This window comes from Flavimobilis marinus, from assembly GCF_900113055.1.
In the GTDB taxonomy this organism is placed as follows: Bacteria; Actinomycetota; Actinomycetes; order Actinomycetales; family Cellulomonadaceae; genus Flavimobilis; species Flavimobilis marinus.
In genome coordinates, this window is sequence record NZ_FONZ01000002.1 from 750,139 (window position 1) to 776,033 (window position 25,895).

General features: G+C 72.1%; 21 protein-coding genes. 6 read left to right on the plus strand and 15 right to left on the minus strand.

Annotated elements, in window-relative coordinates:
- Nucleotides 1–95: 95 nt before the first annotated feature.
- Entirely contained in the window at nt 96–1,337 is a 1,242-nt protein-coding gene (locus BMZ30_RS08455) for a hypothetical protein (protein ID WP_143073157.1), read from the plus strand.
- Nucleotides 1,338–1,341: 4 nt separating this feature from the next.
- On the opposite strand, the gene BMZ30_RS08460 is transcribed toward BMZ30_RS08455, so the two are convergent.
- The 5 genes from BMZ30_RS08460 to BMZ30_RS08480 form a co-directional block, all read right to left on the minus strand.
- Nucleotides 1,342–1,878 carry a DUF488 domain-containing protein gene (locus BMZ30_RS08460; protein ID WP_093377177.1) on the minus strand — a complete coding sequence of 179 codons (537 nt, stop codon included), beginning with the start codon at nt 1,876–1,878 and terminating at the stop codon, nt 1,342–1,344.
- A 250-nt stretch (nt 1,879–2,128) separates the two neighbouring features.
- Nucleotides 2,129–3,283, minus strand: a complete 1,155-nt coding sequence (locus tag BMZ30_RS08465) for an ABC transporter ATP-binding protein (RefSeq protein ID WP_093377180.1) — start codon at nt 3,281–3,283, stop codon at nt 2,129–2,131.
- Nucleotides 3,280–4,209: an ABC transporter permease subunit gene (locus tag BMZ30_RS08470; RefSeq protein WP_093377489.1), complete on the minus strand. Its 930-nt coding sequence runs from the start codon at nt 4,207–4,209 to the stop codon at nt 3,280–3,282. The genes BMZ30_RS08465 and BMZ30_RS08470 overlap by 4 nt, the downstream gene beginning before the upstream one ends.
- A complete protein-coding gene (locus BMZ30_RS08475) occupies nt 4,206–5,078 on the minus strand; it encodes an ABC transporter permease (RefSeq protein WP_093377492.1) in 873 nt (290 codons plus the stop codon). The genes BMZ30_RS08470 and BMZ30_RS08475 overlap by 4 nt, the downstream gene beginning before the upstream one ends.
- Nucleotides 5,078–6,226 carry an ABC transporter substrate-binding protein gene (locus BMZ30_RS08480; protein WP_093377182.1) on the minus strand — a complete coding sequence of 383 codons (1,149 nt, stop codon included), beginning with the start codon at nt 6,224–6,226 and terminating at the stop codon, nt 5,078–5,080. The genes BMZ30_RS08475 and BMZ30_RS08480 overlap by 1 nt, the downstream gene beginning before the upstream one ends.
- Before the next feature lie 184 nt (nt 6,227–6,410).
- Between BMZ30_RS08480 and BMZ30_RS08485 the strand changes: the two genes are divergently transcribed.
- On the plus strand, nt 6,411–9,014 hold the full coding sequence (locus BMZ30_RS08485; RefSeq protein WP_093377185.1) for a DEAD/DEAH box helicase: 2,604 nt from the start codon (nt 6,411–6,413) through the stop codon (nt 9,012–9,014).
- A gap of 19 nt (nt 9,015–9,033) precedes the next feature.
- Here the strand turns inward: BMZ30_RS08485 and BMZ30_RS08490 are convergent, their stop codons facing one another.
- Complete coding sequence (locus tag BMZ30_RS08490; protein ID WP_177191313.1) at nt 9,034–10,587, minus strand: DUF2079 domain-containing protein; 1,554 nt, start codon at nt 10,585–10,587, stop codon at nt 9,034–9,036.
- 45 nt (nt 10,588–10,632) lie between these two features.
- On the opposite strand from BMZ30_RS08490, the gene BMZ30_RS08495 reads away from it, so the two are divergent.
- Entirely contained in the window at nt 10,633–11,349 is a 717-nt protein-coding gene (locus BMZ30_RS08495; RefSeq protein WP_093377190.1) for a YggS family pyridoxal phosphate-dependent enzyme, read from the plus strand.
- 24 nt (nt 11,350–11,373) lie between these two features.
- Here the strand turns inward: BMZ30_RS08495 and BMZ30_RS08500 are convergent, their stop codons facing one another.
- The 3 genes from BMZ30_RS08500 to BMZ30_RS08510 are packed head-to-tail and all read right to left on the minus strand — an operon-like array spanning nt 11,374 to nt 15,586.
- A complete protein-coding gene (locus BMZ30_RS08500; protein WP_093377192.1) occupies nt 11,374–14,184 on the minus strand; it encodes an FtsX-like permease family protein in 2,811 nt (936 codons plus the stop codon).
- Nucleotides 14,175–14,942 (minus strand): ABC transporter ATP-binding protein, encoded by a 768-nt coding sequence (locus BMZ30_RS08505; RefSeq protein WP_093377195.1) that lies wholly within the window; start codon nt 14,940–14,942, stop codon nt 14,175–14,177. The genes BMZ30_RS08500 and BMZ30_RS08505 overlap by 10 nt, the downstream gene beginning before the upstream one ends.
- Nucleotides 14,939–15,586, minus strand: a complete 648-nt coding sequence (locus tag BMZ30_RS08510) for a PadR family transcriptional regulator (protein ID WP_093377197.1) — start codon at nt 15,584–15,586, stop codon at nt 14,939–14,941. Before BMZ30_RS08510 ends, BMZ30_RS08505 begins: the two co-directional genes overlap by 4 nt.
- Before the next feature lie 172 nt (nt 15,587–15,758).
- Between BMZ30_RS08510 and BMZ30_RS08515 the strand changes: the two genes are divergently transcribed.
- Both BMZ30_RS08515 and BMZ30_RS08520 read left to right on the plus strand, forming a co-directional pair.
- Nucleotides 15,759–15,950: a helix-turn-helix transcriptional regulator gene (locus BMZ30_RS08515; RefSeq protein ID WP_093377199.1), complete on the plus strand. Its 192-nt coding sequence runs from the start codon at nt 15,759–15,761 to the stop codon at nt 15,948–15,950.
- Nucleotides 15,940–16,440, plus strand: coding sequence for a hypothetical protein (locus BMZ30_RS08520; protein WP_093377201.1), 501 nt, complete (start codon nt 15,940–15,942; stop codon nt 16,438–16,440). The genes BMZ30_RS08515 and BMZ30_RS08520 overlap by 11 nt, the downstream gene beginning before the upstream one ends.
- A gap of 116 nt (nt 16,441–16,556) precedes the next feature.
- Here the strand turns inward: BMZ30_RS08520 and lplAB are convergent, their stop codons facing one another.
- Together lplAB and cimA are read right to left on the minus strand one after the other, a co-directional pair.
- Nucleotides 16,557–17,618, minus strand: coding sequence for a lipoate-protein ligase LplAB (gene lplAB / locus BMZ30_RS08525; RefSeq protein ID WP_093377204.1), 1,062 nt, complete (start codon nt 17,616–17,618; stop codon nt 16,557–16,559).
- Between the two features lie 34 nt (nt 17,619–17,652).
- Nucleotides 17,653–19,242 (minus strand): citramalate synthase, encoded by a 1,590-nt coding sequence (cimA, locus tag BMZ30_RS08530; protein WP_093377206.1) that lies wholly within the window; start codon nt 19,240–19,242, stop codon nt 17,653–17,655.
- Between the two features lie 517 nt (nt 19,243–19,759).
- On the opposite strand from cimA, the gene BMZ30_RS13735 reads away from it, so the two are divergent.
- Nucleotides 19,760–20,272 (plus strand): hypothetical protein, encoded by a 513-nt coding sequence (locus tag BMZ30_RS13735; RefSeq protein ID WP_093377208.1) that lies wholly within the window; start codon nt 19,760–19,762, stop codon nt 20,270–20,272.
- A 103-nt stretch (nt 20,273–20,375) separates the two neighbouring features.
- Here BMZ30_RS13735 and BMZ30_RS08540 read toward each other — a convergent pair whose 3' ends face one another.
- The 4 genes from BMZ30_RS08540 to BMZ30_RS08555 form a co-directional block, all read right to left on the minus strand.
- Entirely contained in the window at nt 20,376–22,022 is a 1,647-nt protein-coding gene (locus BMZ30_RS08540; RefSeq protein ID WP_093377211.1) for an ABC transporter ATP-binding protein, read from the minus strand.
- Nucleotides 22,022–23,014, minus strand: a complete 993-nt coding sequence (locus BMZ30_RS08545) for an ABC transporter permease (RefSeq protein ID WP_093377213.1) — start codon at nt 23,012–23,014, stop codon at nt 22,022–22,024. Before BMZ30_RS08545 ends, BMZ30_RS08540 begins: the two co-directional genes overlap by 1 nt.
- 1 nt (nt 23,015) lies before the next feature.
- Nucleotides 23,016–24,101: an ABC transporter permease gene (locus BMZ30_RS08550; protein WP_219810202.1), complete on the minus strand. Its 1,086-nt coding sequence runs from the start codon at nt 24,099–24,101 to the stop codon at nt 23,016–23,018.
- A 67-nt stretch (nt 24,102–24,168) separates the two neighbouring features.
- On the minus strand, nt 24,169–25,815 hold the full coding sequence (locus tag BMZ30_RS08555) for an ABC transporter substrate-binding protein (protein ID WP_093377215.1): 1,647 nt from the start codon (nt 25,813–25,815) through the stop codon (nt 24,169–24,171).
- Between the last annotated feature and the right edge of the window lie 80 nt (nt 25,816–25,895).

A 25,895-nucleotide genomic window follows, 5' to 3' on the forward strand; every position in this document is an offset into this window, starting at 1 on the left:
CCGTAGTCGCCCCCGTGCGCCAACCCTCGACGCTGTCCGGCGAGTCTCCCACCGCCGGACCAGCGACGTCCACCCCTGCTGGTATAAACGCCTCCATGACGACCCGTACGCCCTGCGATCCCTTGGTCGAGCGATGGGCAGACGCGGTGCTCGTGGTCGCTCGCCCCACCGGTCACCTCGAGCCCGCCGAGGTCGCCGCCGCGCTCGCCGCCCGCCGCGTCGTCGCCGCGGTGCAGGAGGGAACGGTGTACGCACGACCCGGGACCGTCGCGGTGCACGTGGGCATCGAGCGCGGGGCACGGTCGGCCGGCACAGCCCGCGTGGCGCTCGACGACCACGGCACACCCTCCCCCGGCCCCACCCGTCACGAGCTCGCCGGCCTCCTCGCCGCGGACCTCCAGGCGGACGTCACCGTCGGCGGGCGCCTCGTCGTCGGCCCGGACGGGCGCCAGCGCCGCGCCCCGCGGGACGGCGGACGCGAGCCCGCCGCGTGCCGCACCATCTACGCGTGGCGTGCGGACCAGTACGCGACCCACACCCTCCTCCCCCTCGCGACCCGCCTCGGCGTCCCCGTGAGTCACGTCGAGACGGCAGGATGGATCGTGGCCTGGCCAACGGAGCCGACCGCGACACTCGAACCACGGCCGGGGTTTGGTCGGAGCCACGAGCCGTGGTTCATCGGCTGGCGCATGGGCGACGAGCACGGTCTCGTGGCGAAGCGTCCCGGCGAGCGCAGGTTCGTCGCGGCCGCGTCCCCGTCGATGCGTCCGGTCGGGTCCATGGCACACACGGAAGCGAGCCATCTCGCGGCACTCCTGGCGGAGCCCGCGCGGTGGAACGGCGCCGAGCCTGGCGTGCGTGCCGCGAGCCTGCGGGAGCACGGCCCGGCCATCCCACCCGCCCTCGACGACGCAGCCCTCGACGATCCCGCACGGCTGCTGCCGGCGGCAAGCAGACATCTGGGCCTCCCCCGGGTCGCGCTCGAGGTGCTCGACGGCGCCGCTCCTCAGGACGTCGCACAGACCGTGCCGGCGCGCCGCGGTCAGGTCGGTGCGGCCGCCGCGGGCATCGCGGCGGTCATGCTGGACCGCCCGCGGGGCACCGGTCCGCTCGCCCAGCTGCGTCTGCTCTTCTGGGAGGTTCCCCTCCTGCGGCTCGCCCTCGGCACCGCCGTCCTGCTCCTCGGCGCGATGCTCGTGGCGAACCAGCGCACGGGCCAGGTGACGTTCGGCGCGCTCGAGTGGGCGATGGCCGTGCTGTTCGTGGTCTACGGCACCGGGACGATCGTGACGGGGACCGCGCTGCTCGTGCGTCGCCGGCGCCGCACTCGCAACTAGGGCCTCACTCGGGCGCACCGTCCCAGACAAGGCTGCCGTCGGGCAGGCGCCGCGCGCCCGACGACGGAGCGTGCGCCGTCGTGCGTCCGCCGGGCATCAGGTGGGTGACCTGCGCGTCCCGGCCGAGCACCGCGACATCGGCGATCACGCGCCGGTGGCAGCGCCACCAGACGCTCTCCGAGCACATGATCGCGGTCGGGACCTCGTCGGCCTGCGCGAGGAGGGCGTCGAGCGCGGCCGAGAACTCCGGGGTGCGCGTGTAGGCGGCGTAGGCCTGGAATGCCGCCACGCGCCACCAGGTGTCGACCACCGGCTCGTCCTTGGGGAGGGTCCGGCGTCCGCCGAGGTCCGGCGCCCACACGTACTCGACGCCTGCGTCGGGCAGCCAGTTCGGCAGCACGTCGCGGCTGACCGCGTGGTTCGTGCGGCTGCCGGGGAACCGCCGGACGTCGACGAGCCGGCGGACGTCGGCCGTCGCGAGCTGGGCGAGCAACCCGTCCTCGTCGAGCCGACCGTGACCCAGGGTCCAGAGCGCAACCATCCCTCGTTCCTAGCACCGCCCACCCGCCCCAGCCACCGCTGCTGCCCGCGGCCCGCCGCCCGGCCGTGCGCAACCCCCGCCACCAGGATTCCGCGACTTCGTCACTTTGCCCGCGACTTCGTGAATTCAAACTGACGAAGTCGGGAGCAAACTCACGAAGTCGCGGGAGCCGGCAGCGCGGCAGCCGGCGGCGCGCCAGCCAGCAGCGCGGCGGCCGGCGGCGCGGCAGGCGCCGGCAGCAAGGCTGGGGTCACGCGCGGGGCAGCACCGCGAGCGCCGGCGCACCGCCGATCCGCACCTGCACCGCTGCCCCGACCGTCAGCACCGAGGCCTCGTCGACGCGGAGCTGGCTCGTGACCAGCGCACCACTCGCCATCCGCGCCTGGACCCGTGCGTGCGACCCGAGGTACGACACCGCCACCACGCGTGCGTCCGCGCCGCCGACGGGGGCCTCGTCCGGGAGCAGCAGCCGGACGTCCTCCGGGCGCACCAGCACGTCGACGTCACCGCGCTCGCTCCCGGGCAGCAGAGTCACGACGCCGACGCCGGGCACGACGGCGGTCTCGGCCGCCGCCCGGGCCGGGAGCCGGTTGGTCGTCCCGACGAACTCGGCGACGAACGCCGACGCCGGGCGCTCATACACGTCCTGCGGGGCGCCCAGCTGGGCGACCTTGCCGTGCGCCATGATTGCGACGGTGTCGGCGACCGCGAGGGCCTCCTCCTGGTCGTGGGTGACGAACACCGTGGTGATGCCGACCTCCGTCTGGATGCGCCGGATCTCCTCGCGCAGCTGCACACGGACCTTGGCGTCGAGGGCGGACAGCGGCTCGTCCAGCAGGAGCACCGAGGGCTGCACGGCGAGGGCGCGGGCGAGGGCCACCCGCTGCTGCTGCCCGCCGGAGAGCTGGTGGGCGTAGCGGTCGCGGTGCGCGCCCAGGCCGACGAGCTCGAGGTGGTGGTCGACCGTCCGCGCCCGGGCTGCCCGGGCCACCCCGCGCAGCTCGAGGGCGAACGCGACGTTCTGCGCGACGGTCATGTGCGGCATCAGCGAGTAGGCCTGGAAGACCATGGCCATGTCCCTCCGGTGCGCCGGGACGTCGGCGACCTCGCGTCCACCCACCCGGATGGAACCGGCGTCGATGTCCTCGAGGCCCGCGAGAGCGCGCAGCGCGGTGGTCTTACCGCACCCGCTCGGGCCGAGCAGAGCGAGCAGCTCCCCCGGGGCGGCAGTGAGGCACAGGTCGTCCAGGGCCCGGACATCGCCAAACGCGCGGGTCACGTGCTCGAGCTGGACGGGCTGAGCCGCGGCGGCGGCAGCGCCGGCGCGGGGCTGCGATCGGTTCGCGGGACGCGGGCTGCGGGACGTGCGCCGCTCGCGGCGGTGGTCGGTGAGTACAGCGATCATGAGGCGGTCACTCCTGGAGCGTGGGGGCGGGTGGGGCGCGACCGGGACATGAGCAGGTCGACGACGACGAGCAGCACGGTCGTGCCGACGAGGGCCAGGAAGGCCATGGCGGCGGCGACCTGGCTGTCCGAGAGGTTGATCTGGAACAGGGCGGTCTGCAGGTTGTCCCGGGCGAGGATGCGGGCGAGCGTGAACTCACCGAGGACGACGGCCACGCTGAGGAAGCACGCGGAGACGATGGCCGAGCGGATGTTCGGGGCGACGACCCGGACGAGCACAACCCACCAGCTCGCCCCGAAGCTCCGCGCGGCCTCGGACAGGGTGACGAGGTCGATCGAGCGCAGGCCCGCCGCGAGCGCCCGGTAGGCGAAGGGCAGCACGAGGATCACGTACGCGAACGACAGCCAGATGGTCGACGAGTCGAGCACGCGCGTCGAGATCACCCGGTACACCGGGGCGAGCCCGACGACGAGCACCACCGCGGGGATCGTCAGCGGCAGCAGGCAGACGAGCTCGAGGGCGCGCCCGAGCCGCGGCCGGCGCAGCTGCACCCAGACCATCGTGGGCAGGAGGAGCACGAGCATGAGCGTGACGGTGATCGCGCACATGACGAGCGAGTTCGTCAGTCCTGTCCACAGCGGCGCGAGGGTCTGGTACTCGCTCGTGCGGCCAGAGACGATCTTGCGCCAGGCGTCGAGGTCGACGGCGCCCGTGAGCGGGTACCGCACCGAGAACTCGAGCAGCGCGACGATCGGCAGCGCAAGGAGCGTGAGCGAGACGCCCAGCACCACTCGGCGCAGCCATCGCTGGCGTGCGCGGCGCCGGGCTGCATGGCGGGTGCCGGTCGGCACGGCGGCGGCTGCCGACGGTGCGCTCGCCGGCGGCACGGCCGCCACGGGAGCCTGAGTGGCCACCTGTGCGCTCATGCGGCGGCCCACCCGGAGCTCCGGCGCTGCAGCCAGGCGTGCAGCGTCATCACGACGCCGACCACGGCGATCATCCCGAGCGCGAGCGCCTGGGCGTAGGAGTCCATGCCCGTGTTGTTCTCGTTGCGGATCGCGGACTCGATCGCCATCGGCACGATCACGGTCTGCTGGGAGATGAGCGCGGCGGCCGTGGCGAACGCGGAGAACGCGTTGGCGAACAGCAGCAGGAAGCTGCCCAGGAAGCTGGGGGCGAGCAGCGGGCCGGCCACGCGCCGCCAGTACTGCGCGGTCGTGCCGCCCATCGTCGTCGTCGCCTCGCGCCACTGCGGGCGCAGGCCGTCGACGGCGGGCAGGAAGACCACGACCATCAGTGGCACCTGGAAGTAGCAGTACACGAGCACCAGACCCGTCATGCTGGACAGCAGTCCGGGCGACACGGCGACGTCGAGCTGCTCGCGCAGGAGCCGCGTGACCAAGCCGTTGGCGCCGAGCACCGCGACGAACGCGAACGCGAGCATGACTCCGCCGAACTGGGCGAGCACCGAGACGAACGCGGTCACCACCCGGCGGGTGACGCTGCCGTCGGGCGCGGTGGACAGGGCGTAGGCGATCACCGCCCCGAGCACCGCGCCCACCGCGGCGGTGAGCGCCGACAGCCACACCGAGGTCCAGAACACCTGCGCCGTCCGGGGCGTGAGCGCGGCACGGATCCCGTCGAGCGAGAACGCACCGTCCGGCCCCGTGAGGGCGCCGACGACGACGAGCGCCGTCGGGAGCAGCAGGAATAGCCCGGTGTAGGCGAAGAACGGCCACGCCCCGGCCGTGCGGAGCACGGCGCGGGGCAGGCGCAGCGGCGCGGTGAGCGTCATCAGCCGACCGTGGCGTCCCACTCGGCCGCGAGGGTCGTGTTGATGGCCGCGGCCTGGTCGGTGCTGGGCGTCTGCGGGGTCCCGACGACCTCGGGGAGCGCCGACGCCGCGTCGGGGTCGAGGGTGCCCTCGGTCTCCATCCAGTCGTACAGCACCGGCCGGGCGCCCCCGGCGAGCCAGAGGTTCTGGGCCTCGGGCGAGAACAGGAACTCCTGCCACAGCCGGGCGGCCGCGGGGTGCGGGGCGTCCTTGCTGATCGCCTGGTTGTAGAAGGAGACGATCTCGCCGCCCTCGGGGACGAAGACCTTCCACTCGACGCCCTTGGCCGCGAGGCGCTCCTGGGTGGAAAGCTGGTTGTAGGACCAGTCGAAGACGACGCCGTGCTCGCCCGCGTCGATCGTCCCGGCGGTGACGTCCTTGAGGTTCAGCGTGCCGGCGCCCGCGAGGTCGCGGAACAGATCCAGGCCGGGCTGGACGTCGTCGAACGTGCCGCCTGCGACCGCGTTGGCCATGAGGAAGCCGCTGAACGCCGCGCCGGCCTCCGCGGGCTTGCCGTTGAGGGCGACCGTGCCGGCGAGCTTCGGGTCCGTGAGCTGGTCGAGGGAAGTGATCTCACCGAGCTTCGTGGCGTTGTAGCCGACGCTCATGATGCCCGTGTAGTCGTTGACCCACAGTCCCGTGGGCTCCTTGTTCTCGTCCGGGATGTGCTCCCAGGTCTCGACCTGGTACGGCGCGAAGTAGTGGGTCGACTCGAGCGCGACGTTCGTGCCGAGGTCGAAGACGTCGGGCGCCTGGTCGGTCCCCCGGTTCGCGTCCGCCGCAGCGATCTCCTCCTTGGAGGAGGCGTCGGGCAGGATCGAGTTCACGGTGATGCCGTACTTGTCTGCGAACGCCGCCTTGAGGGCACCGTAGTTGGCCCAGTCGTCGGGCAGCGCGATCACGTTCAGCGTGCCCTCGGCCTTGGCCGCCTCGACCAGCGCCTCCATGCCACCGAGGTCGGCGGCGGACGTCGCCGTCGCCGCGGCCGAGGTGCTGCCACCGGCGGTCTTCGCGGCGTCGTCGGCCTCCGCGTTGGTGCCGCAGCCCGCGAGGGCGAGGCTCATCGAAACCGCGAGCGCGGTCACGGCCCACTTCGTGTGCACTGACATGCGGGGTGGTCCTCCATCGGTCGCGCCGTCGTCGTGACGGCGTCCTCCGCACGGCGCCGAGCGCCGGGCACGACCTCGATGAGGCCGTTGCCGTCAGCGTGGCGCGGCGCGCTGACGTGCAGGGATGCATCGCACGTCGGCCCGGTGAACACCGCGTGACGACTTGCTGGGAGGATGGGCGGTGATGAATGCCTCCCTGACTGCCGCCCTGCCCGCCTCCCCCGACCCGGACGCGCTGTTCGACGCGTTCACGGGCTGGGCCGAAGGCCGTGGGCTCACGCTGTACCCGGCGCAGTCCGAGGCGCTCATGGAGCTCGTCAGCGGCTCGCACGTCATCCTCAGCACGCCGACGGGCTCGGGCAAGTCGCTCGTCGCGACGGGGGCTCACTTCGCCGCCCTCGCCGCGCACCGGGCCGGCACGGGCGGCCGCACCTACTACACGGCCCCGCTCAAGGCGCTCGTGAGCGAGAAGTTCTTCGCCCTGGTCGAGGCTTTCGGCTCGGAGAACGTGGGCATGATGACCGGCGACTCGGCGGTGAACCCGGACGCCCCGATCATCTGCTGCACCGCGGAGATCCTCGCGAACATCGCGCTGCGCGACGGCGCGACCCGCACGGGGCCGGACGCGATCGCCCAGGTCGTCATGGACGAGTTCCACTTCTATGCCGACCCACAGCGCGGCTGGGCGTGGCAGGTGCCGCTGCTCGAGCTCCCGGACACGCAGTTCCTGCTCATGAGCGCGACGCTCGGGGACACCACAACCTTCCGCGAGGACCTCGAGAAGCGCACGGGCACGGCCGTCGCCGAGGTCACGAGCGCCCAGCGCCCGGTCCCGCTCCAGTTCGACTACGTCGTCGAGCCGCTGACCGAGGTGCTCGAGGAGCTCGTCAACACCCACCGCGCGCCGGTGTACGTCGTGCACTTCACCCAGAAGGACGCGGTCGAGCGCGCGCAGTCGCTGCTCAGCACCCCCGTGGCCACGCGCGCCGAGCGGGACGCGATCGCCACCGAGCTCGGCGCGTTCCGGTTCACCAGCGGGTTCGGCCGGTCGCTGAGCAAGTTCCTGCGGCACGGCGTCGGCGTGCACCACGCGGGGATGCTGCCCAAGTACCGCCGCGTGGTGGAACGCCTCACCCAGCAGGGCCTGCTGAAGGTCGTGTGCGGCACCGACACCCTGGGCGTGGGCATCAACGTGCCGATCCGCACCGTGCTGTTCACGTCGCTGGTGAAGTACGACGGCGAGCGCATGCGCCACCTCTCGGCCCGCGAGTTCCACCAGATCGCCGGCCGCGCCGGGCGCGCCGGGTTCGACACCGTGGGCGACGTGCTCGTCATGGCCCCGGACCACGTCGTCGAGAACCGCAAGCTGCTGGCCAAGGCGGGCGACGACCCGAAGAAGCTCAAGAAGATCGTCCGGAAGAAGGCCCCCGAGGGCTCGGTCAACTGGACCGACAAGACTTTCGAGCGCCTGCGCGACGCCGACCCGGAGCCACTGAGCAGCCACTTCACCGTCAACCACGCGATGGTGCTCAACGTGCTCGCGCGCACGCGCACCGCGGGCGGCGACCCGGTCGACGCGATGCGCCACCTGCTCACCACCAACCACGACAACGAGGCCGCCAAGGCCCGGCACGTCCGCCAGACGTTCCGCATCTACCGCTCACTGCGCCAGGCAGGCATCGTCGAGCGCGTCGCGCACCCCGGGCCCGGCGAGCCCCGCGTGCGCCTCGTCGTCGACCTCCCCCGGGACTTCGCGCTCAACCAGCCGTTGTCCCCGTTCGCCCTCGCGGCCCAGGAGCTCCTCGACGTCGATGCCCCCACCCACGCGCTCGACGTCGTCTCGGTGATCGAGGCGACGCTCAGCGACCCGCGCCAGGTGCTGTACGCCCAGGAGCGCGCCGCCCGCGGCGAGGCGATCGGCGCCATGAAGGCCGAGGGCTACGACTACGACGAGCGCATGGCCGCGCTCGAGGACGTGAGCTGGCCCAAGCCGCTGATCGACCTCCTGGAGCCGGCCTTCGCGAGCTACAAGCGCACCAACCCGTGGGTCGCGGACCACGAGCTCGCCCCGAAGTCCGTGGTGCGGGACATGGTCGAGCGCGCGCAGACGTTCGCGGAGTTCGTCTCCCGCTTCCAGCTCGACCGCACCGAGGGCGTGCTGCTGCGCTACCTGGCCGACGCGTACCGAGCGATGCGTCAGACCGTGGCCGCGGAGCACCGCACCGAGGAGGTCGAGGAGATCACCGAGTGGCTCGGCGAGCTCGTGCGCGGCGTCGACTCGAGCCTGCTCGACGAGTGGGAGCGCCTGTCCAACCCGGTGGACGACGACGCGGACGACCTGGTCGGGGACGGTCCCCTGAGCGGGGCGGGGGCCGAGGCTCCCGCACGCCCGGTCACCGGCAACCCGCGCGCCTTCCGGGTGCTGCTGCGCAACGCCCTGTTCCGGCGCGTCGAGCTCGCGTCCCGCGAGGCGTACTCGACTCTCGGGTCCCTCGACGGGGCGGCCGGCTGGGGCTCGGACGAGTGGCGAGACGCCCTCGACCCGATGTTCGAGCACTACGGTGACGACGCGATCGGGTTCGGGCCGTCCGCCCGGTCACCGCGGCTGCTCCAGATCACCGAGGGCGTCGACGGCAACCCCCGCCTGTGGTCGGTGCGTCAGGTCCTCGAGGACCCGGACGGCGACCTCGACTGGGGCTTCGACGCGCTGGTCGACCTTGACGCGTCCGACGAGGCCGGCGAGGTCGTCCTCCAGATCACCGCGGTCGGCCCCCTCCCCACCACCTGACGCCCCGGCGAGTGCCCACTCAGGGCAGCTGGATCGCGGGGTGGGTGCGGCGGGCGATCAGGAAGCCGTCGGCGTCGTGTGCCGTCGTGTAGTCCGTGCCGGGGAAGAGCTGCTCGGCGTAGCGGGCGACGTCGGTCGGGGCGTCGGGGCCCCAGCCGCGCGTGGTGTAGATGGCGACGTAGTCCGGCCGGACGGTCAAGTCCGTCGTGACCCAGTAGACGGTGCGGTCCTTCGCGAGCTGGACGATCAGCCCCGTGTCGGTCGCGACGCTCGCTCCGGGCGGGATCACCGCGAGCGCCCGCTCCGCCCCCGCGGCCCGCGCGCCGACGACGTAGGTCTCCGGCCTGGCCAGGTCGCCCAACGGGTACTGAGTCGTCAGCGCCGCGGCGACCACGACAGCGACGGCCGGCACCGCGCGGGCGGCGCTGCGTGCCCAGTCGTGCCGGGAGGCGCGCAGCAGCCGCAGCCCGTCGATCAGCGCCGCGAAGACGACCGGCATGAGGATGATCGAGTAGTGCCAGGTGGTGCCCCAGTAGTAGTGGTTCGACCCCGCGAACCGCCACAGCAGCGTCGGCACGAGCATGAGGACCAGCGGCGAGCGCACGGCGACGAACGCGGTGACGACGAGCAGCATGACGATGGTCTGGAGCTTGACGTCGGCGGGCTGGACGATGCCGACCAGGGCGTCCCCGACGGAGGCGAGCAGGCTGCCCGACCCTGCCGCGGCGTCGTCGTCGCCCAGCTTGCCCCAGTAGTCGTAGCGCCCGTGCGGGTTGAAGAACGGCACGGCGACGAACAGCACGAAGGCCATCCCTAGCGCGCCCGCGGCGACCATCGCGGTGCCCGCGCGGCGCACGCCCCACAGCCAGAGCACGACGCCGAACGCGGCGACGCTCAGGCCCAGGTCCTCCTTGACGCCGAGCAGCAGCAGAATCCACACGCACGCCGTGCGCCACCGGGCCTCGAGCGCGGCGGCGAGCCCGAACGCGAGAATCGGCGCGGCCAGCGCGTACTCGTGGAACTGCACGTCGACCGCGGACTGCAGGCCCCAGGAGAACGCGTACGCGACGCCGACGCCGAAGCCCGCCCAGGCGCCGAGGATCCGCCGCGCGACGAGCGCGAGCGGCACGACCGACACGGCCACCAGCGCGCACTGGACGACCAGCAGCGTGACGGGGCCGGGGAACAGCCGGTACACGGGCGCGACCAGGGCCAGCAGCGGGGAGAAGTGGTCGCCGAGCTGGTGGTAGCCCGGGCCCTTGATGTCGACGATCGGCGCGCCGAGGTGCGCGTACCCGCGGATCGCCTGCTCGAAGATCGCGAGGTCCCAGCTGGGGTTCTCCGCCCGCCACCACCGCGTGAGCGAGAGCAGGAGGTAGGCACCGAAGGCGACGACGGCGAGGATCGCCACGGGCCAGCGGGAAGGCTGGGACACGGTGCGGTCGCGCGGAAGCGGGGTGCGTGCCCAGCGGCGCAGCACGTCGGCCAACGCCTGGCGCGGGCCGTCCGGCTCCGCGCGGGCGTGCGCGGGAACGCCGACGTCGCTCGTCTCACCTGCCGGCTGCCCCCGCATGCGCCCCATCATGGCGCACGAGCGAGCCAACTACGATGCGGTTCCATGATCACTTCGTCCCCGGTGTCCGAGGCGATCGCCGCCGTCCGCGCCCGCGTGGCCGCCGCCGCCGAGGTTGCCGGCCGTGCGCCCGACGACGTGCGCATCCTCTTCGCGTCGAAGACTGTCTCCGCCGAGCGCGCTGCCGAGGCCGTGCTGGCCGGCGCGGAGCAGCTCGGGGAGAGTCGGGTGCAGGAGGTCGTCGCGAAGGCTGAGGTGCTCGGCGCGCTCCCCCAGCCGCCGCGGATCCACCTGATCGGCCACCTGCAGTCCAACAAGGTCAACGCCGCCCTGCGCCACGTCGACTGCATCGAGACGATCGACGCCCTGCCGCTGGCGGAGCGGATCTCCGACCGGTGCGTCGCCGTCGGGCGCGAGCTCGACGTGCTGGTTCAGGTCAACGTCTCGGGCGAGCCCTCGAAGTTCGGGGTGGCGCCCGACGACGCCGTCGAGCTCGCCCTGCGCGTCGCGGCCCTCCCGGGTGTGCGGCTGCGCGGGCTGATGACGATCGGGGCGAACAGCCCGGACGCCGAGGTCGTGCGCGCCGGGTACGCGCTGCTGCGGGAGCTGCGGCACACGATCGTCGGGTCGGGTGCTCCCGGGACCGAGGATGCCGCCGAGCTGTCGATGGGCATGAGCGGGGACCTCGAGCTGGCGATCGCCGAAGGGGCGACGACCGTGCGAGTGGGGTCGGCGGTGTTCGGGGCGCGTCCGCAGGTCTGACCGCGGGCCCTGCCCGGACTGTCCCTAGTCGGTGAGCCGCCGGATCATCGGCAGCCGCGAGCGCGTGAGGAGCCACGCCCCGCCCATGACGACGAGCGGCACGCCCACGACCATCACGCCCAGCTCGAGCCACGGGACGGCGAAGGGCCACGAGCCGCCGCCAGACTCCTGCTGGCGCGTGAGCACGAGCACCCACGCGAACGCGACGCCGACGACGCTCCCGAGCACCAGGCCCGGGACGGTCACGAGGGCAGCCTGAGCCGCGGCGACCCTGCGGCGTAGCGCAGGAGGGGCGCCAATCGCCCCCAGGGTGGCCATGTCCGGGCGGGTCTCAGCGGACGAGAGCGCGAGGACGATCCCCGTCGCACCAGCGCCGACGACGACCGCGGCGGCGAGCAGGAGGGAGTAGTAGTACGGGCTCGTCGAGCGGTAGGCGCGCTCCACCTCGACCCAGGTCTCGGCGTCGAGCGCCTCGACCGCTTCTCGCGCCTGCGTCTCCTCGGCGTACGTGATCGGGCGCGCCGGAACTCCTAGGTACCCCGCATGCTCGCTCGTCAGCCCTAGCTCGCGGGCCGCCTCGGGCGGAAGCACCAGCTCGGCTCCGATCGGCAACGACGTCACCGCCGCAGGCAGGGTGACAGCCGCAGCGGTGCGCCCGTCGTCCCCGCCGTCCTCGAGGTAGTCGTAGAGCGTCACCTCGAGACGGGCGTGTCCGTCGCCCCAGACCTGGGACGGGTCGCGCACCAGCACACGGCCCTCGCGCAGTGCGCGTGCGGCGTCCGCTGCGCCTGCGAGGCCGAGCTGGGCGACGAGAGAGCCGTCGTCGACGATGGTGGGGACGCCGTTCGACCACGGCAGCATGGTGGTCGGGTCACCGTTGGCGCCGTCCCCGGCGCAACGCGGATCGTTCGCATGTGCGGCCATGTCCACCGGCGTCGCGTCCGTGTCCGTGTGGAGGGGGCACAGGCGCTCGGGATCCGGGGTGCTCGTCACCGAGAGCCACAGCATGTCCCAGCCCGCCGCCTCGAGCTCGGACTCCGTCAGCGTCTCCCGGGCATAGGTCGCCGTCCGCGCCTCGGTGAGTGACGCGAGCGGCAGAGTCTCCTCGAGCGCCGTCACGACCGCCGGGTTGGCGTCACCCGTAGCACGGACGACGATGCGTCCCTCCCCCACGGCCTCACGGTGCACGGCGGCGTCACGGGCATCCTTCGTCTCGAGGTACGTCCCAGCTGCGACCACCCCCGCGGCCGCTGCGATGATCGCCGCGAGCGCAGGCGCCGTCCGTGAGTGCTGGCGCAGGGCGTCGCGTGCGGCGTAGCGGCCGGCGGGCCCCAACCACGGAGCGAGCCGAGCGATCAGTACGAGGACGCCACTCGAGAGCATGACCATCCCGGCGAGACCGCTCACGACGCCCCCGACCATCAAGGCTGGCACCCCGAAGATCGCCCCTGCGACCGCGGCGGCAAGGCCCGCAGCAATCAGGCCGACGCCGGCGGCCGACGTACGGCGGCGAGGGCCTGCGAGGGTGCGACGCTGCGCGAGCGCGGCGACGACGTCCATCCGCCCGGCACGCCGCGCGGGAGCCCACGCCGCAGCGACCGCCAGCCCGGTCCCGAGCGCTGCGAGCGCGAGGAGCGCCCCGACGGGCACGTCCCACTCGGGGATGGTGTAGGCGTAGCCCGCATTCAGGAACATGCGCACGAGCGCGGCAGCACCGACACCAACGGCAGCAGCGCCGACCGACGCCGCGCCCCCGATGACGACGCCGCCGAGGACGACGATCCTGCGCAGCGTGCGCCGGTCCCCACCGACCGCGGCCACCAGGGCGAGCTGACGCTCGTTGCGTCGCGCACCCACGGCGAAGGCAGGACCGATGAGCATGACGAGCTCGAACAGCCCGAACGCGATGACGGCTCCGCCGATGCTGAGTGCAGCGGTTGAGTAGGACAGCTCGTCCTCTGCCCAGTCGTGGTATCCCACCTGCTCCGCGGGCGGTGGGTTCTCCATGACGGCGCGGCTCACGACATGCGCGCCCACCTCGTTGAGCGCGAGCACATCGCGCCACACCACCGGTGGGCCGTCGACGAACCACGCTCGCTGCGGCCGGTCGACCCAGTAGCGCGCGCCCACCTCATCGATGTCGAGGATCGCACCAGGGGGTGCCATGAGCCCTGCCTCGGCTCCCGGGACGTCATAGACACCGACCACGTGCAACTGCACGGGCTCGATCCCCACGTTCACCGGAGCAATCGGCGCGACCTCGACGATGCTGCCGACCGGGATGCCGACCCCGGCCGCCACGACCGCCTCGTCGACCGACTCTGGCAGTCGCCCCTCCCGCAGCGTCACCAGACCTGGGACCCTGTCGGTCCGGATCTCCATCGCCCGGATGTCCTCCCGGGCCGTCGCGGGCCCGCTCACCCGCACTCCGACGGTCCACGTGGGGTCGAGGGTCGACCCGGGCGGCAGCGCCGCAAGTATTCGCTCCTCGACGACGCTCACGGGCAGTGACTCGCTCAAGTCCGCGACACGCTCGTCGGGCACGTAGTAGCCCACCCGCCCCGCGTCGATCGCGAGCCCTTGGACCAGCGGCGCCTCCCCTTCCCAGGTCACCCGCGCCTGCGCCGACGGCCCGAGCACCCAGTTCATCTGGCGCTCTTGCGTCGGCGTCGCACTCGCGAACAGCGTGATCGCCACCGCGCCGACCAGCACCGGGAGCGCAACGAGCACCGCGATCAGCGCTGTCCGTCCCTTGCTGCGCATCGCGTCGCGCCGCGCGAGCCGCGCCGCGACCCGCCAGGCCGACCAGCGGGAACCGTCCTCGTTCAGCTCCACGGTCCGGCCGGTCCGTCGCCCGGCGCTCCCACCAGAAGCGACGCCGGTCCAGTCGCGGCCTGGGTCGCGTCCACCACGACACCATCGCGCAGGAAGATCGTGCGGTCCGCCCAGGCCGCGAACCGGGGCTCGTGCGTCACCAGCAGCCCGGCGGCGCCCGCGTCGATGCGAGCACGCAGGACCGCCATGATCTCTTCGCCCGTGGTGGAGTCGAGGGCCCCCGTGGGCTCGTCGGCCAGGACCAGACGGCGGGGCCCGGTCAGCGCCCGGGCGATCGCGACGCGCTGGCGCTGGCCCCCGGACATCTCCTCCGGGAAGCGGTCGGCGAGGTCCGCGATCCCGACGTCGTGCAGGGAGCGGAGCGCCTCGCGGCGGGCCGTCCGCACGCGCAGCCCGTCGAGCTCACGCGGCAGCGCCACGTTCTCGACCGCCGTCAGTGCGGGGATGAGGTTGAAGTCCTGGAAGACGTAGCCCACGGAGCGGCGGCGCAGCCGCGCCCGCTGCTTCCCGTCGAGCCCGGAGATCGGACGCTCCACCAGGCTGACCGTCCCTGAGGTAGGGGTGTCGAGCCCGCCGGCGAGGTTGAGCAGCGTCGACTTGCCGGAGCCCGAGGGCCCCATGACCGCGACGAGCTCGCCCATCCGGACGGTGAGGTCGACGCCGCGCAGCGCGTGCACCGTCGCTGGTCCGTCACCGTGGCTGCGCTCGACGCACTCCATGCGGAGGAGGACCGGATGTGTGTCGAAGTCCGGGCTCATCGGTGGACCCGCGGCGTCGTCGCGGCGGACTCGGCACCTGCAGCGTTCCGAGCCACCGCGTCAGGCGCGGTCGGGCGCTCCGAGGCGACCCGCAGCAGCCGCGCCTCGACGTGGTCGAGCCAGCGCATCTCGGCCTCGGTGGTGAACACGAGGTTGTCCAGCACGAGCGACCACGCGAGCTCCTGCGGGCCCTGTGCCTCGACCGTGCGGCCCTTGAGGCGTGTGAAGTCGCGCAGCGCGCTCATGGTCTCCGTGCGTTGGCGCCGGACGACGTCGACGACGTCCACGCCCGGCACGGTGACCGCGAGCGCCAGCTTCATCGCGAGCTCGTCTCGCGCCGGCGCCCCTCGCAGCACGGGCGTGGTCCACCACTGACCGGCCTCCGCGCGCCCCGTGTCGGTGACGGTGAACTGCTCGGTCTCCCGGGCGGGGTCGGCCGACTCGTCTGTGTCGGCCGAGCCGGTGGGCCCCTGCACCACCGGCTCGACCAGACCGTCACGCACCAAGCGCTGCACTGTCGTGTACACCTGGCCGATGTTCAGCGGCCAGGTCCCCCCCGTGCGGGCCTCGAACTCCTGACGGAGCTGGTATCCGTGCATGGGCTGCTCTGCGAGCAGCGCCAACAGACCGAGACGTACTGACATGCCATCCCCCTGCTTACTCGGTATGCAACCGTCCGCAGCAATAGTTACCGAGTAACCCCGCGACGTCAAGACGTCCGGCTCCGCTTACTCATGCATGTCAAACACGCTTGACACTCGAACCCGAATCCGGCACGCTCTTAATGACAAGCACCCTTGACGCCGAGGAGCACCGTTGCAGAACGACGTCCGCACGCTGCGCGAGGCAGAGGGCCTCTCCCAGGCCGCCCTCGGCTCCGCCCTCGGGGTGTCCCGGCAGACGATCAACTCGATCGAGACCGGCAAGTACGACCCGTCGCTCCCCCTGGCGATCGCCATCGCGCGCCACTTCCGCACCACCGTCGAGGAGATCTTCCATGTCGACTGAGCACTCCCCCGCGACCCCCACGGCCCCGGACGCCGGGCCCGATGCCGCCCCCGAGCGCGCGGCGTCACCCACCCCGGCAGCCGCGAACACCCTGGGCTGGACGCTCGGCCTGCTCGGTGGGGCCGCCGGAGCCATCGCCTTGTTCCTCGCCCTGAACGGCCGGAGCCCAGGCAACATGGCCGGCGGCGCCCTCGCGGGCGGGGCCACCGTCCTCGTCGCCGTCGCGATCGGACGCTGGAGAGCCGTCCGCCGCGCCGACAAGGCCGGCTCCACCGCGCGCTGGCTCGGCGCCGTCCCCGACGAACGGGACGACGACGTCCTCACCCGCGCCCTCGCCGTCGTCGGCTACGTCGCCGTGATGGCGAGCTGCCTCGCCGTCGTCCTCGTGGCCGCGACATCGTGGAACCCTCTGGCGATCGTCGGCGCGCTCCCAGCGCTGCTGCTGGGAACGCTGGTCATCAGCTTCGCGGTCATCAACCGCCGTTCCTAACGGTCAGGCCCGCGTCCGCCCTTCCCCGCCACCTACGCACCGCTCACAGAGCACACTTCTGCCCGGGCTCCCCGGTCCAGACTGTGCTCTGTGCGTCAGTCGGGGGCGGATCCCGGTCAGGGCACCCGCGCGGTCCACTCCGGGGACGAGAACTTCGTCTCGGCGAGCTCCGTCGCCCGGGCGCGCTCGGCGTCGGTGATCGCACCGTCGACCGTTGCGTACCGGCCACGGAAGTGCGCCTTGAACGCCTCGATCACGTCCTCGCGGGCCATGCCCGTCTGCGAGCGCACGGGATCCACGCGCTTGTTGGCGCTCTTGGTGCCCTTGTCGCTCATCTTCTCGCGGCCGATCCGCAGCACCTCGAGCATCTTGTCCGCGTCGATGTCGTAGGCCATCGTCACGTGGTGCAGCACCGCGCCGCGCACGAACCGCTTCTGCGCGGCACCCGCGATCTTCCCGGCCGGGGAGGCGATGTCGTTAAGCGGCTTGTAGGTCGCGTGCACGCCGACGTCCGCGAGCGCTCCGAGCACCCAGTCGTCCAGGAACGCGTAGGACTGCTCGAAGCTCAGGCCCTCGACCAGGGAGCCCGGGACCGTCAACGAGTAGGTGATCGTGTTGCCCGGCTCGACGAACATCGCGCCGCCGCCGGAGATGCGGCGCACCACGGTGATGCCGTGCCGCTCGGCCCCCTCGGGGTCGACCTCGTTCCGCAGCGACTGGAACGACCCGATGATCACCGCCGGTGCCCCCCACTCCCAGATGCGCAGGGTCGGCCCGCGGGTACCCGCGTCCACGGACTCAGACAGCACCTGGTCGAGCGCGAGGTGCATCGCGGGCGACTGCGGACCCTCGTGGATGACCTCGAACGTGTGGTCGTGCCAGCCCGTCGCGTGCCCGAGCGCGCGCCGCACGGCGATCGCGACGGCCTCGGCGGAGAAGCCCACCATGGCGACGGAGTCGTCGAGGACGCCCTCGATAGCGGCGGCCAGCTGGGCCACCCCGGCCGAGGCGGGCATGCCGGTCAGGGCGCCGTCGATGTCCTCGAGCGCGGTGTCCGGCTCGAGGAAGAAGTCACCCGAGATCGCCACGCGGGTCAGCCGCGCGTCGGCGTCCTCCCCGGAGGTCTCGATGTCGACCGCGACGAGCTTGCCACCAGGAACCTTGTATTCGCCTCGCACCCGCTCACTCTAAGCCCGGCGCGCCGCAGGGCAGTCAGCGCGGGGCGACGCCGCGGCAGAAGAGCCCGAAGATGATCGAGTCCGTCAGGGCTTCCCAGGACGCTTCGATGATGTTGGGGCCCACCCCGACGGTGCTCCACGACCGCTCGCCGTCGGTGGACTCGATGAGCACGCGCGTGGTCGCGTCCGTGCCCTGCATCTGGTCGAGGATGCGCACCTTGAAGTCGATCAGCTCGAAGTCGGCGATCTCGGGGTAGACGCGCGCGAGCGCCTGGCGCAGCGCGTGGTCGAGCGCGTTGACCGGACCGTTTCCCTCGCCGGTCGAGACGATGCGCTCGCCACCGGCGTGCAGCTTCACCGTGGCCTCGGCCGTCGCCTCGGTCCCGCGGCTGCCCGCGCGCTCGACGATGGTCCGCCAGCTCTCCACGCTGAAGAACTCCGGGCGCCCGCCACCGACCTCCTCCAGGAGCATCAGCTCGAACGACGCGTCCGCGGCGTCGTAGGTGTAGCCCGCCGCCTCCGCCTGCTTCACACGCGTCGCGATCCGGCCGAGGGTGTCGCCCTGCCCCGCGAGGTCGAACCCGAGCTCGCGGCCCTTCAGCTCGATCGAGGCGCGCCCCGCCATGTCGGAGATCAGCATCCGCATGTCGTTGCCGACGGCAGTCGGGTCGATGTGCTGGTAGAGGTCGGGATCCACCTTGATGGCGCTCGCGTGCAGCCCTGCCTTGTGGGCGAACGCGCTCGCGCCCACATAGGGCTGGCGCCCGTACGGCGAGATGTTCGTGATCTCGGAGATCGCGTGCGCGATCCGCGTGACCTCCTCGAGCCCGTGCCCCGCGAGCAGCCGGCGGCCGTGCTTGAGCTCGACGTTCGCGACCACCGTGATGAGGTCCGCGTTGCCAGTGCGCTCCCCGTAGCCGTTGACCGTGCCCTGCACGTGCTCGGCTCCGGCCGCCACGGCGGCCAGGGTGTTCGCGACGGCGCACCCGGTGTCGTTGTGGGCGTGCATCCCCAGGACCGCATCAGGTCCGACGGCGGCGCGCACCTTCGCGACGATCTCCGCCACCCAGTCGGGGAGCATCCCGCCGTTGGTGTCGCAGAGCGCGACGACCTCCGCGCCCGCGTCGAAGGCGGCGCGCACGCACTCGACCGCGTAGTCGGCGTCGTACCGGTAGCCGTCGAAGAAGTGCTCGGCGTCGACGAACACGCGGCGGCCCTCTCCGGTGAGGAAGCGCACCGTGTCGGTGATCATCGCGAGGTTCTCGCTACCGGTGGTCCGCAGGGCGCGCTCGACGTGCCGGATGTCCGCCTTCGCGACGAGCGTGATCACCGGCGCCTGGGAGTCGAGGAGCGCGCGCACCTGGGGGTCGTCCGCGGCGGGCACGCCCACCTTGCGCGTCGCGCCGAACGCCGCCAGCACGGCGTGCTTCAGGTTCAGCTCGGTGGCCGCCCGCGCGAAGAACTCCGTGTCCTTCGGTACGGCACCCGGCCACCCGCCCTCGATGAATCCGACGCCGAGCTCGTCGAGCAGCGGTGCGATGGCGAGCTTGTCCGCCACCGAGAGGTTCATGCCCTCTTGCTGCGCGCCGTCGCGCAGGGTCGTGTCGTAGACGTGGAAGGCCATGGCTCGCGATCTCTCCGGTCAGTCGGTCATGCCAGGTGCTCGGTGCAGGACGTGCTTCACGCTCGACCGCGGGGGTGGTGCGGTCGTTTCCCACTGAACCACGGGGTGTGCGGCTCGCGGGGTGTCCCCAGCAACAAAAAAACCCCCCGAGATACGGGAGGTTGCGCGTCCGGCGGGTGGGCCGGGCGCGCTAGCTGAGAATGAGCGTGAAGTGGGTCACAGACGCAGAGTGCCACAGCCCCACCGGCGCGAGACCACCACGACCACATGGCGGACACCCTCCCGCCCACCTGGGGCCTGGGCTCGCCCTGACCGAGCGGTGCCGATGACCGAAGCCCTGCTCGTGCCAGGGTCTTCCGCGCCTTGATCGCGGTCCCAGCACAGTCCTGCTCGGGTCAGCCGAGCCGAACTGTGCTTCCACGGGTAGGTCCGCGTCGCTGCGGCTCGGTGCGGTTGCGGCCCGCCGCCCCCGGCGGTCGAATGGGCAGGTAACCCGCCCACCTGTGAGGAGCCTGACATGGACCTGGACACGACCACCTGGATCATCATCGCGGTGATCGCCGTGGCACTGATCGCCCTCATCGCGTTCCTCGTCATGAGGTCTGGCAGCGACAAGAAGGCGGAGAAGCAGCGCGCCGAGGCGCAGCAGATCCGGCGCGAGGCGGACGAGCACCGCATCGAGCTGCAGCGCCGCGAGGCTGCCGCAGCGAAGACCGACGCCGAGGCTCGCCTCGCCCAGGCCGAGGCCGACACCAGCCGCGCGGAGGCCGCACGGCTCCAGGCCGAGGCTGACGCCCGCGCCGCCGACGCCTCCACGCTGCAGGCCCAGGCCGCCGAGCGGTCGGAGTCGGCGACCGACGTGCGTCGCGAGGTCGACGAGCGCCTCGCGGAGGCCGACAAGATCGATCCCGACAAGCGCCACGCCCGTGGGACGCACGAGACCGGGATTGACGCACGCCCGGCTGACGCGCACGACGGCGACGTGCGCCGTGACCCGGACGTCGATGGTGGCAGCCCGCGCCACGTCTGACGGCACGGAGGTCGCACGACCTCGCACCCCGCTCGGCCTGGTGCCCGGCGCGCCGCCTCGTGGCGCGTCGGGCATCGCGCTGCGCGCGCCAGCGCGACCGTCGTCAGCCCCGCAAGCGGGCCAGCGCCTCGCGGCGCGACGCCTGCTCCACCGGGTCCGGGACCGGCACGGACGTGAGCAGCCGCTGCGTGTACGGGTGCTCGGGCGAGGCCAGCACGCGAGCGCTCGGCCCCTCCTCCACGAGCTTGCCCCGGTAGAGCACGCCCACGCGGTCGGCGAGCATGCCCACCACCGCGAGGTCGTGGCTGATGAACAGCGTGGCGAAGCCGAGGCGCTCCTGCAGTTCGAGGAACACCTCGAGGACCTTCGCCTGGACGGACACGTCGAGCGCCGACGTCGGCTCGTCCGCCACGAGGAGGTCCGGGTCGAGCGCGAGCGCCCGCGCGAGGCTGGCCCGCTGGCGCTGACCGCCCGAGAGCTCGTGCGGGAACCGCTTCGCGAACTCCTGCGGCAGGTGCACGGCGTCGAGCAGCTCCATGACGCGAGGACGAGCAGCGCGCCAGTCCTTGGCCTTGCCGTGGATCACGAGCGGCTCGGCCAGCCCCTCGGCGATCGTCATCTTCGGGTTGAAGCTCGTCGCCGGGTCCTGGAAGACAAACCCGATCCGCTGGCGCAGCGGCCGGAACTCGCGCTCCTTGTGGCCGACCATCTCGTGGCCGAGCACGCTGAGCGACCCACCCGAGGCGTGCGTGAGCCCCGCGATGGCACGGCCGATCGTCGTCTTGCCCGACCCCGACTCCCCCACCAGGCCGAGCACCTCGCCCGGGCGGATGTCGAAGCTGACCCCGTCGACCGCGCGGAACCCCGGCCGCCCGAGGCGCCCCGGATAGACGATCTCGAGGTCGCGCGCCCGGACGACAGGCTCGGTGTCGAGGTCCAGCACGCCCGCTCGCTCGCGCACCTGCGTGCCCAGCACGGGCACAGCGCCGAGCAGGAGTCGGGTGTACTCGTGCTGGGGCGCGGAGAAGATCGTGTGCACGTCGGCCTGCTCGACGACCTTGCCGTCGTTCATCACCGCGACGCGGTCCGCGAGGTCCGCCACGACCCCCATGTTGTGCGTGATCAGGACGATCGCCCGGCCAAACTCGTCGCGCACCCGGCGCAGCAGGTCGAGGATCTCCGCCTGCACGGTGACGTCGAGCGCCGTCGTCGGCTCGTCCGCGACGATCACCTTGGGCTCGAGCGCGAGCGCCATGGCGATCACCACGCGCTGCTTCTGCCCGCCCGAGAACTGGTGCGGGTAGTGGTCCACACGCTCGGCGGGGTCCGGGATGCCGACCTTGCCGAGCACCTCGATCGCGCGGGCGCGCGCCTCCTTCTTCGACACCTTGCCGTGCGCGCGCAGACCCTCGGCGATCTGCCAGCCGACCGTGAAGACGGGGTTGAGGGCCGTCGACGGCTCCTGGAACACCATCGCGACGTCGCGCCCGCGCACGGCCCGCATCTCGCTCGCGCTGAGGTTGACCACGTCCTGCCCCGCGAGCACGACGGCGCCGGAGACGGTCGCGTTCTCGGGCAGCAGGCGCAGGATCGTCTTGGCGGACACGCTCTTGCCGGAGCCGGACTCCCCCACGATGGCGAGCACCTCACCGGGGTTGACGTGCAGGCTCACGCCGTCGACGGCGCTGACCTCCCCGGCGTCCGTGGTGAAGTCGACGCGCAGGTCTCGGATGTCGACGACCGGTTCCATCACGGCGCTCCCTTCGTCTCGGTGACGCCCGCCGCGGGGGCAGGCCGCCGCTTGGCCGCGCGGCGGATGCGCAGCCGGGGATCGGCGAGGTCGTTGAGGCTCTCGCCCACCAGGGTGATGCCCATGACGAGCAGCACGATCGCGACACCCGGGTAGATGCCGGTCCACCAGATCCCGCTCGCGACGTCGGCGACGGCCCGGTTGAGGTCGTAGCCCCACTCGGCGGCGATGGTCGGGTTGATGCCGAAGCCCAGGAAGCCCAGGCCGGCGAGGGTGAGGATCGCCTCCGAGGCATTGAGCGTGACGATGAGCGGGAGCGAGCGCGTGGCGTTGCGCAGCACGTGGGTGCCGAGGATCCGCGACGTCGGCGCCCCGAGCACGCGCGCCGACTCCACGAACGGCTCCGCCTTGAGCCGGACGGTCTCCGCACGCACCACGCGGAAGTACTGCGGCACGAACACCACCGTGATCGAGACCGCCGCGGCCGCGATGCCACCCCAGAAGCTCGACTGGCCGCCGGAGATGATGATCGACACGACGATGGCGAGCAGCAGGGACGGGAACGCGTAGATCGCGTCGGCGATCATCACCAGCACCCGGTCCAGCCAGCCACCGAGGTACCCGGAGACGAGGCCGAGGGCCACCCCGAGGAAGATCGACGCGATCACGGCGAGCACGACCGTCAGCAGCGCCGTCTGGGTGCCCCACACCACGCGGGAGAACACGTCGTAGCCGCCCACGGTGGTCCCCCAGAGGAACTCCGACGACGGCGCGGCCTGCCGCGGGAAGCTCCCGTCCGGACCGGAGAGCTGGCTGAAGCCGTACGGCGCGATCACCGGCGCGAGGACCGCGACGAGAATGAACATGGCGGAGATCAGCAGGCCGGCGACGAGCATGCCGCGCTGGAGGCCCACGCTGTGACGCAGGTGCCAGATGATCGGCAGGCGCTTCCAGCGGGGCTCGTGGGTGACGCCGACGGGTGGCGTGGCCATCTCAGTACCTCACTCTCGGGTCGATGAGCGCCGCGAGGACGTCGACGAGGAAGTTCGTGACGGCGACGATCACCGCGAGCAGGGCGACGATGCCCTGGACGGCGACGTAGTCCCGCGCTGCGAGGTACTGCGCGAGCTGGAAGCCCAGGCCGCGCCACTCGAAGGTCGTCTCGGTGAGGATCGCGCCGCCGAGCATGAGCGCGATCTGCATGCCCATGACGGTGATGATCGGGATCAGGGCCGGCTTGTAGGCGTGCTTGCGCAGCAGGCGCCCCTCCGAGACTCCGCGCGACCGGGCGGCGTCGACGTAGTCCATCGACAGCGTGCCGATCAGGTTGGTCCGCACCAGGCGCAGGAAGACCCCGGCCGTGAGAAGACCAAGGGCGAGCGAAGGCAGGACGGCGTGCGACAGGACGTCCGAGATCAGGTCCCAGCGCCCGGTCCGCAGCGCATCGATGATGTTGATGCCCGTCGAGCCGTCGATGCGGTCGAGGATCAGCTGGGTCTGCGGCGTCGTGCGGCGTCCGAGCGGGAACCAGCCCAGCTGGACGGAGAAGACCAGCTTGAGCAGGATGCCAGCGAAGAACACGGGGGTGGCGTAGGCGAGGATCGCGAGGACGCGGAGCGTGGCGTCGGACCAGCGGTCGCGGCGGTAAGCGGCGAGCCGGCCGAACGGGATGCCGATCAGCAGCGCGATGATCAGCGAGAACGTCACGAGCTCGACCGTGGCGGCGCCGTACGTCAGCAGGATCTCGCTGATCGCCCGGTTGTCCGTGACCGTGCGGCCGAAGTCCCCGGTGAAGATCTGCCCGAGGTACTCGAGGTACTGCACCAGCACGGGGCGGTCGTACCCGGCGGCGGCGAGGCGTTCGGCGAGCTGCGCCTCGGTGAGGCGTCCGCCGACCGACGCGGTGATCGGGTCGCCGACCACGCGCATGAGGAAGAACACGAGGCTGACGAGGATGAAGACGGTGGGGATGATCAGCAGGAATCGGACCAGGATGTAGCGCCCCAGCCCTCCCCCGGGTGCGGCGGCGGTCGGTTTGGCTGTCGCGGCAGCCTCGGGCTCGTCCGTGAGCACGGTCACGTGGTCTCCTTGCGACGCGGACGGGACGCCGCCGTGGCGGCGTCCCGTCCGTGGATCGTGGGTCGGGTCAGCGACCCAGGGGTGCGTAGCGGAACTTGAAGGACGCGTCGAGGGTGACACCGGTGATGTCCGTGCCCGCGACCGCGACCTGCGCACCCTGGAGGTACGGCAGCGTCGAGAGGTCCTCGGCGACGATCCGCTGGGCGTCCTCGATCAGCGCGGTGCGCGCTGCCTCGTCGGCCTCGCTCGCCTGGCCGAGGATCGCCTCCGTGGCAGCGTCGTCCTCGTAGTGGTTGCCCAGGAAGTTCTCCGGCAGGAAGAACGGCGACAGGTAGTTGTCGGCGTCCGAGTAGTCCGGGAACCAGCCCAGCTGGTAGGCCGGGTAGACGTCCTCACGACGCTCGGTCGAGTAGGTGTCCCACAGCGTCGACTGGAGCGAGACGTCGAACAGTCCGCTCGCCTCGAGCTGCGCCTCGATCATCGCGTACTCCTCGTCCGAGGAGTTGCCGTAGTGGTCGGGGCTGTACTGCAGGTTGAGCGCGACGGGCGTCTCCACGCCGGCCTCGGAGAGCGCTGCCGCCGCGGCGTCGGCGTCCGGGGCACCCGCACCGTCACCGTAGAGCTCCTTGAGGGGCTCGGCCGCGCCGGTCAGACCGTCCGGGACGTACGAGTACAACGGGGTGAAGGACCCCTGGTAGATCTCCTCGCTCAGCGCCTGCCGGTCGAGCAGGTGGGCGGCCGCCTGGCGGACCGCGAGCGCCTTGGCCTCGTCCGCGTCCGCGGTGTCGGTGCCGTACGGCTGCGTGGCGAAGTTGAAGACGATGTAGCGGATCTCCCCGCCGGGGCCCTCGTGCACGGTGACGTTCTCGTCCTGCGCGAGGTCGGCCAGGTCCGTCGGCGACAGGCTGCGGAACGCCACGTCGACGTCACCCTGCTGCACCGCGAGCTTGAGCGAGGTCTCCTCGGTGAAGTACTGCGCCGTGACCACCTTCGTGACGGCGGGCTCGAGCAGACCCATGTAGTCCTCGAACGCCTCGTACCGGATCAGCTCGTTCTCCGTGTAGTCGGTGATCAGGTACTGGCCGCCGAACGCCTTCTCCGCGACGATCGTGTCCGCCGGGGTCAGCTCGGTGGGCGAGAAGACCTCCTCGTCGACGATCGGGCCGACGGGCGAGGACAGGATCTGCGGGAACGTCTGGTCGTTCTCGCTCTTGAGCGTGAACACGACCGTGCGCTCGTCCGGCGCTGCGACGGAGTCGAGGTTGTAGAGCAGCGACGACGGGCCGTTCGGGTCGGCGATGCCCAGCTGGCGGTCGAAGCTGAACTTCACGTCCGACGACGTCAGCTCGTGGCCGTTCGCGAACGTCAGGCCCTCCTTGAGCGTGACCGTGTACTCGTTGGGCGCGGTGAACTCAGCGCTCTCGGCGATGTCCGGCTCGACGTCGGGGCTGCCGTACGGCGTGTTCAGCAGGAACGGGAACACCTGGTTCTGGACGGCGAACGAGCCGTTGTCGTACGAGCCCGCGGGGTCGAGCGAGGTGATGACGTCCGTCGTCCCGACCGAGATGCTGTCGGTGCCGCCGCCGGCCGTGCCTCCGGTCGCCGTGGGGTCGTCGCCCTCGCTGGTGTCGGCGCACGCGGTCAGCACGAGGCCGAGCGCGGCGATCGCGCCGACGGCGCGCAGCGAGCGGCGCGGTGTTCCTGCTGCAGTCATTGCTCACATCCTCACGTCGGGCGCCGGTGCAGGAGCACGGGCGCACGGTGAACAGGTCCGAGATGAACCCTGGTCAGCCG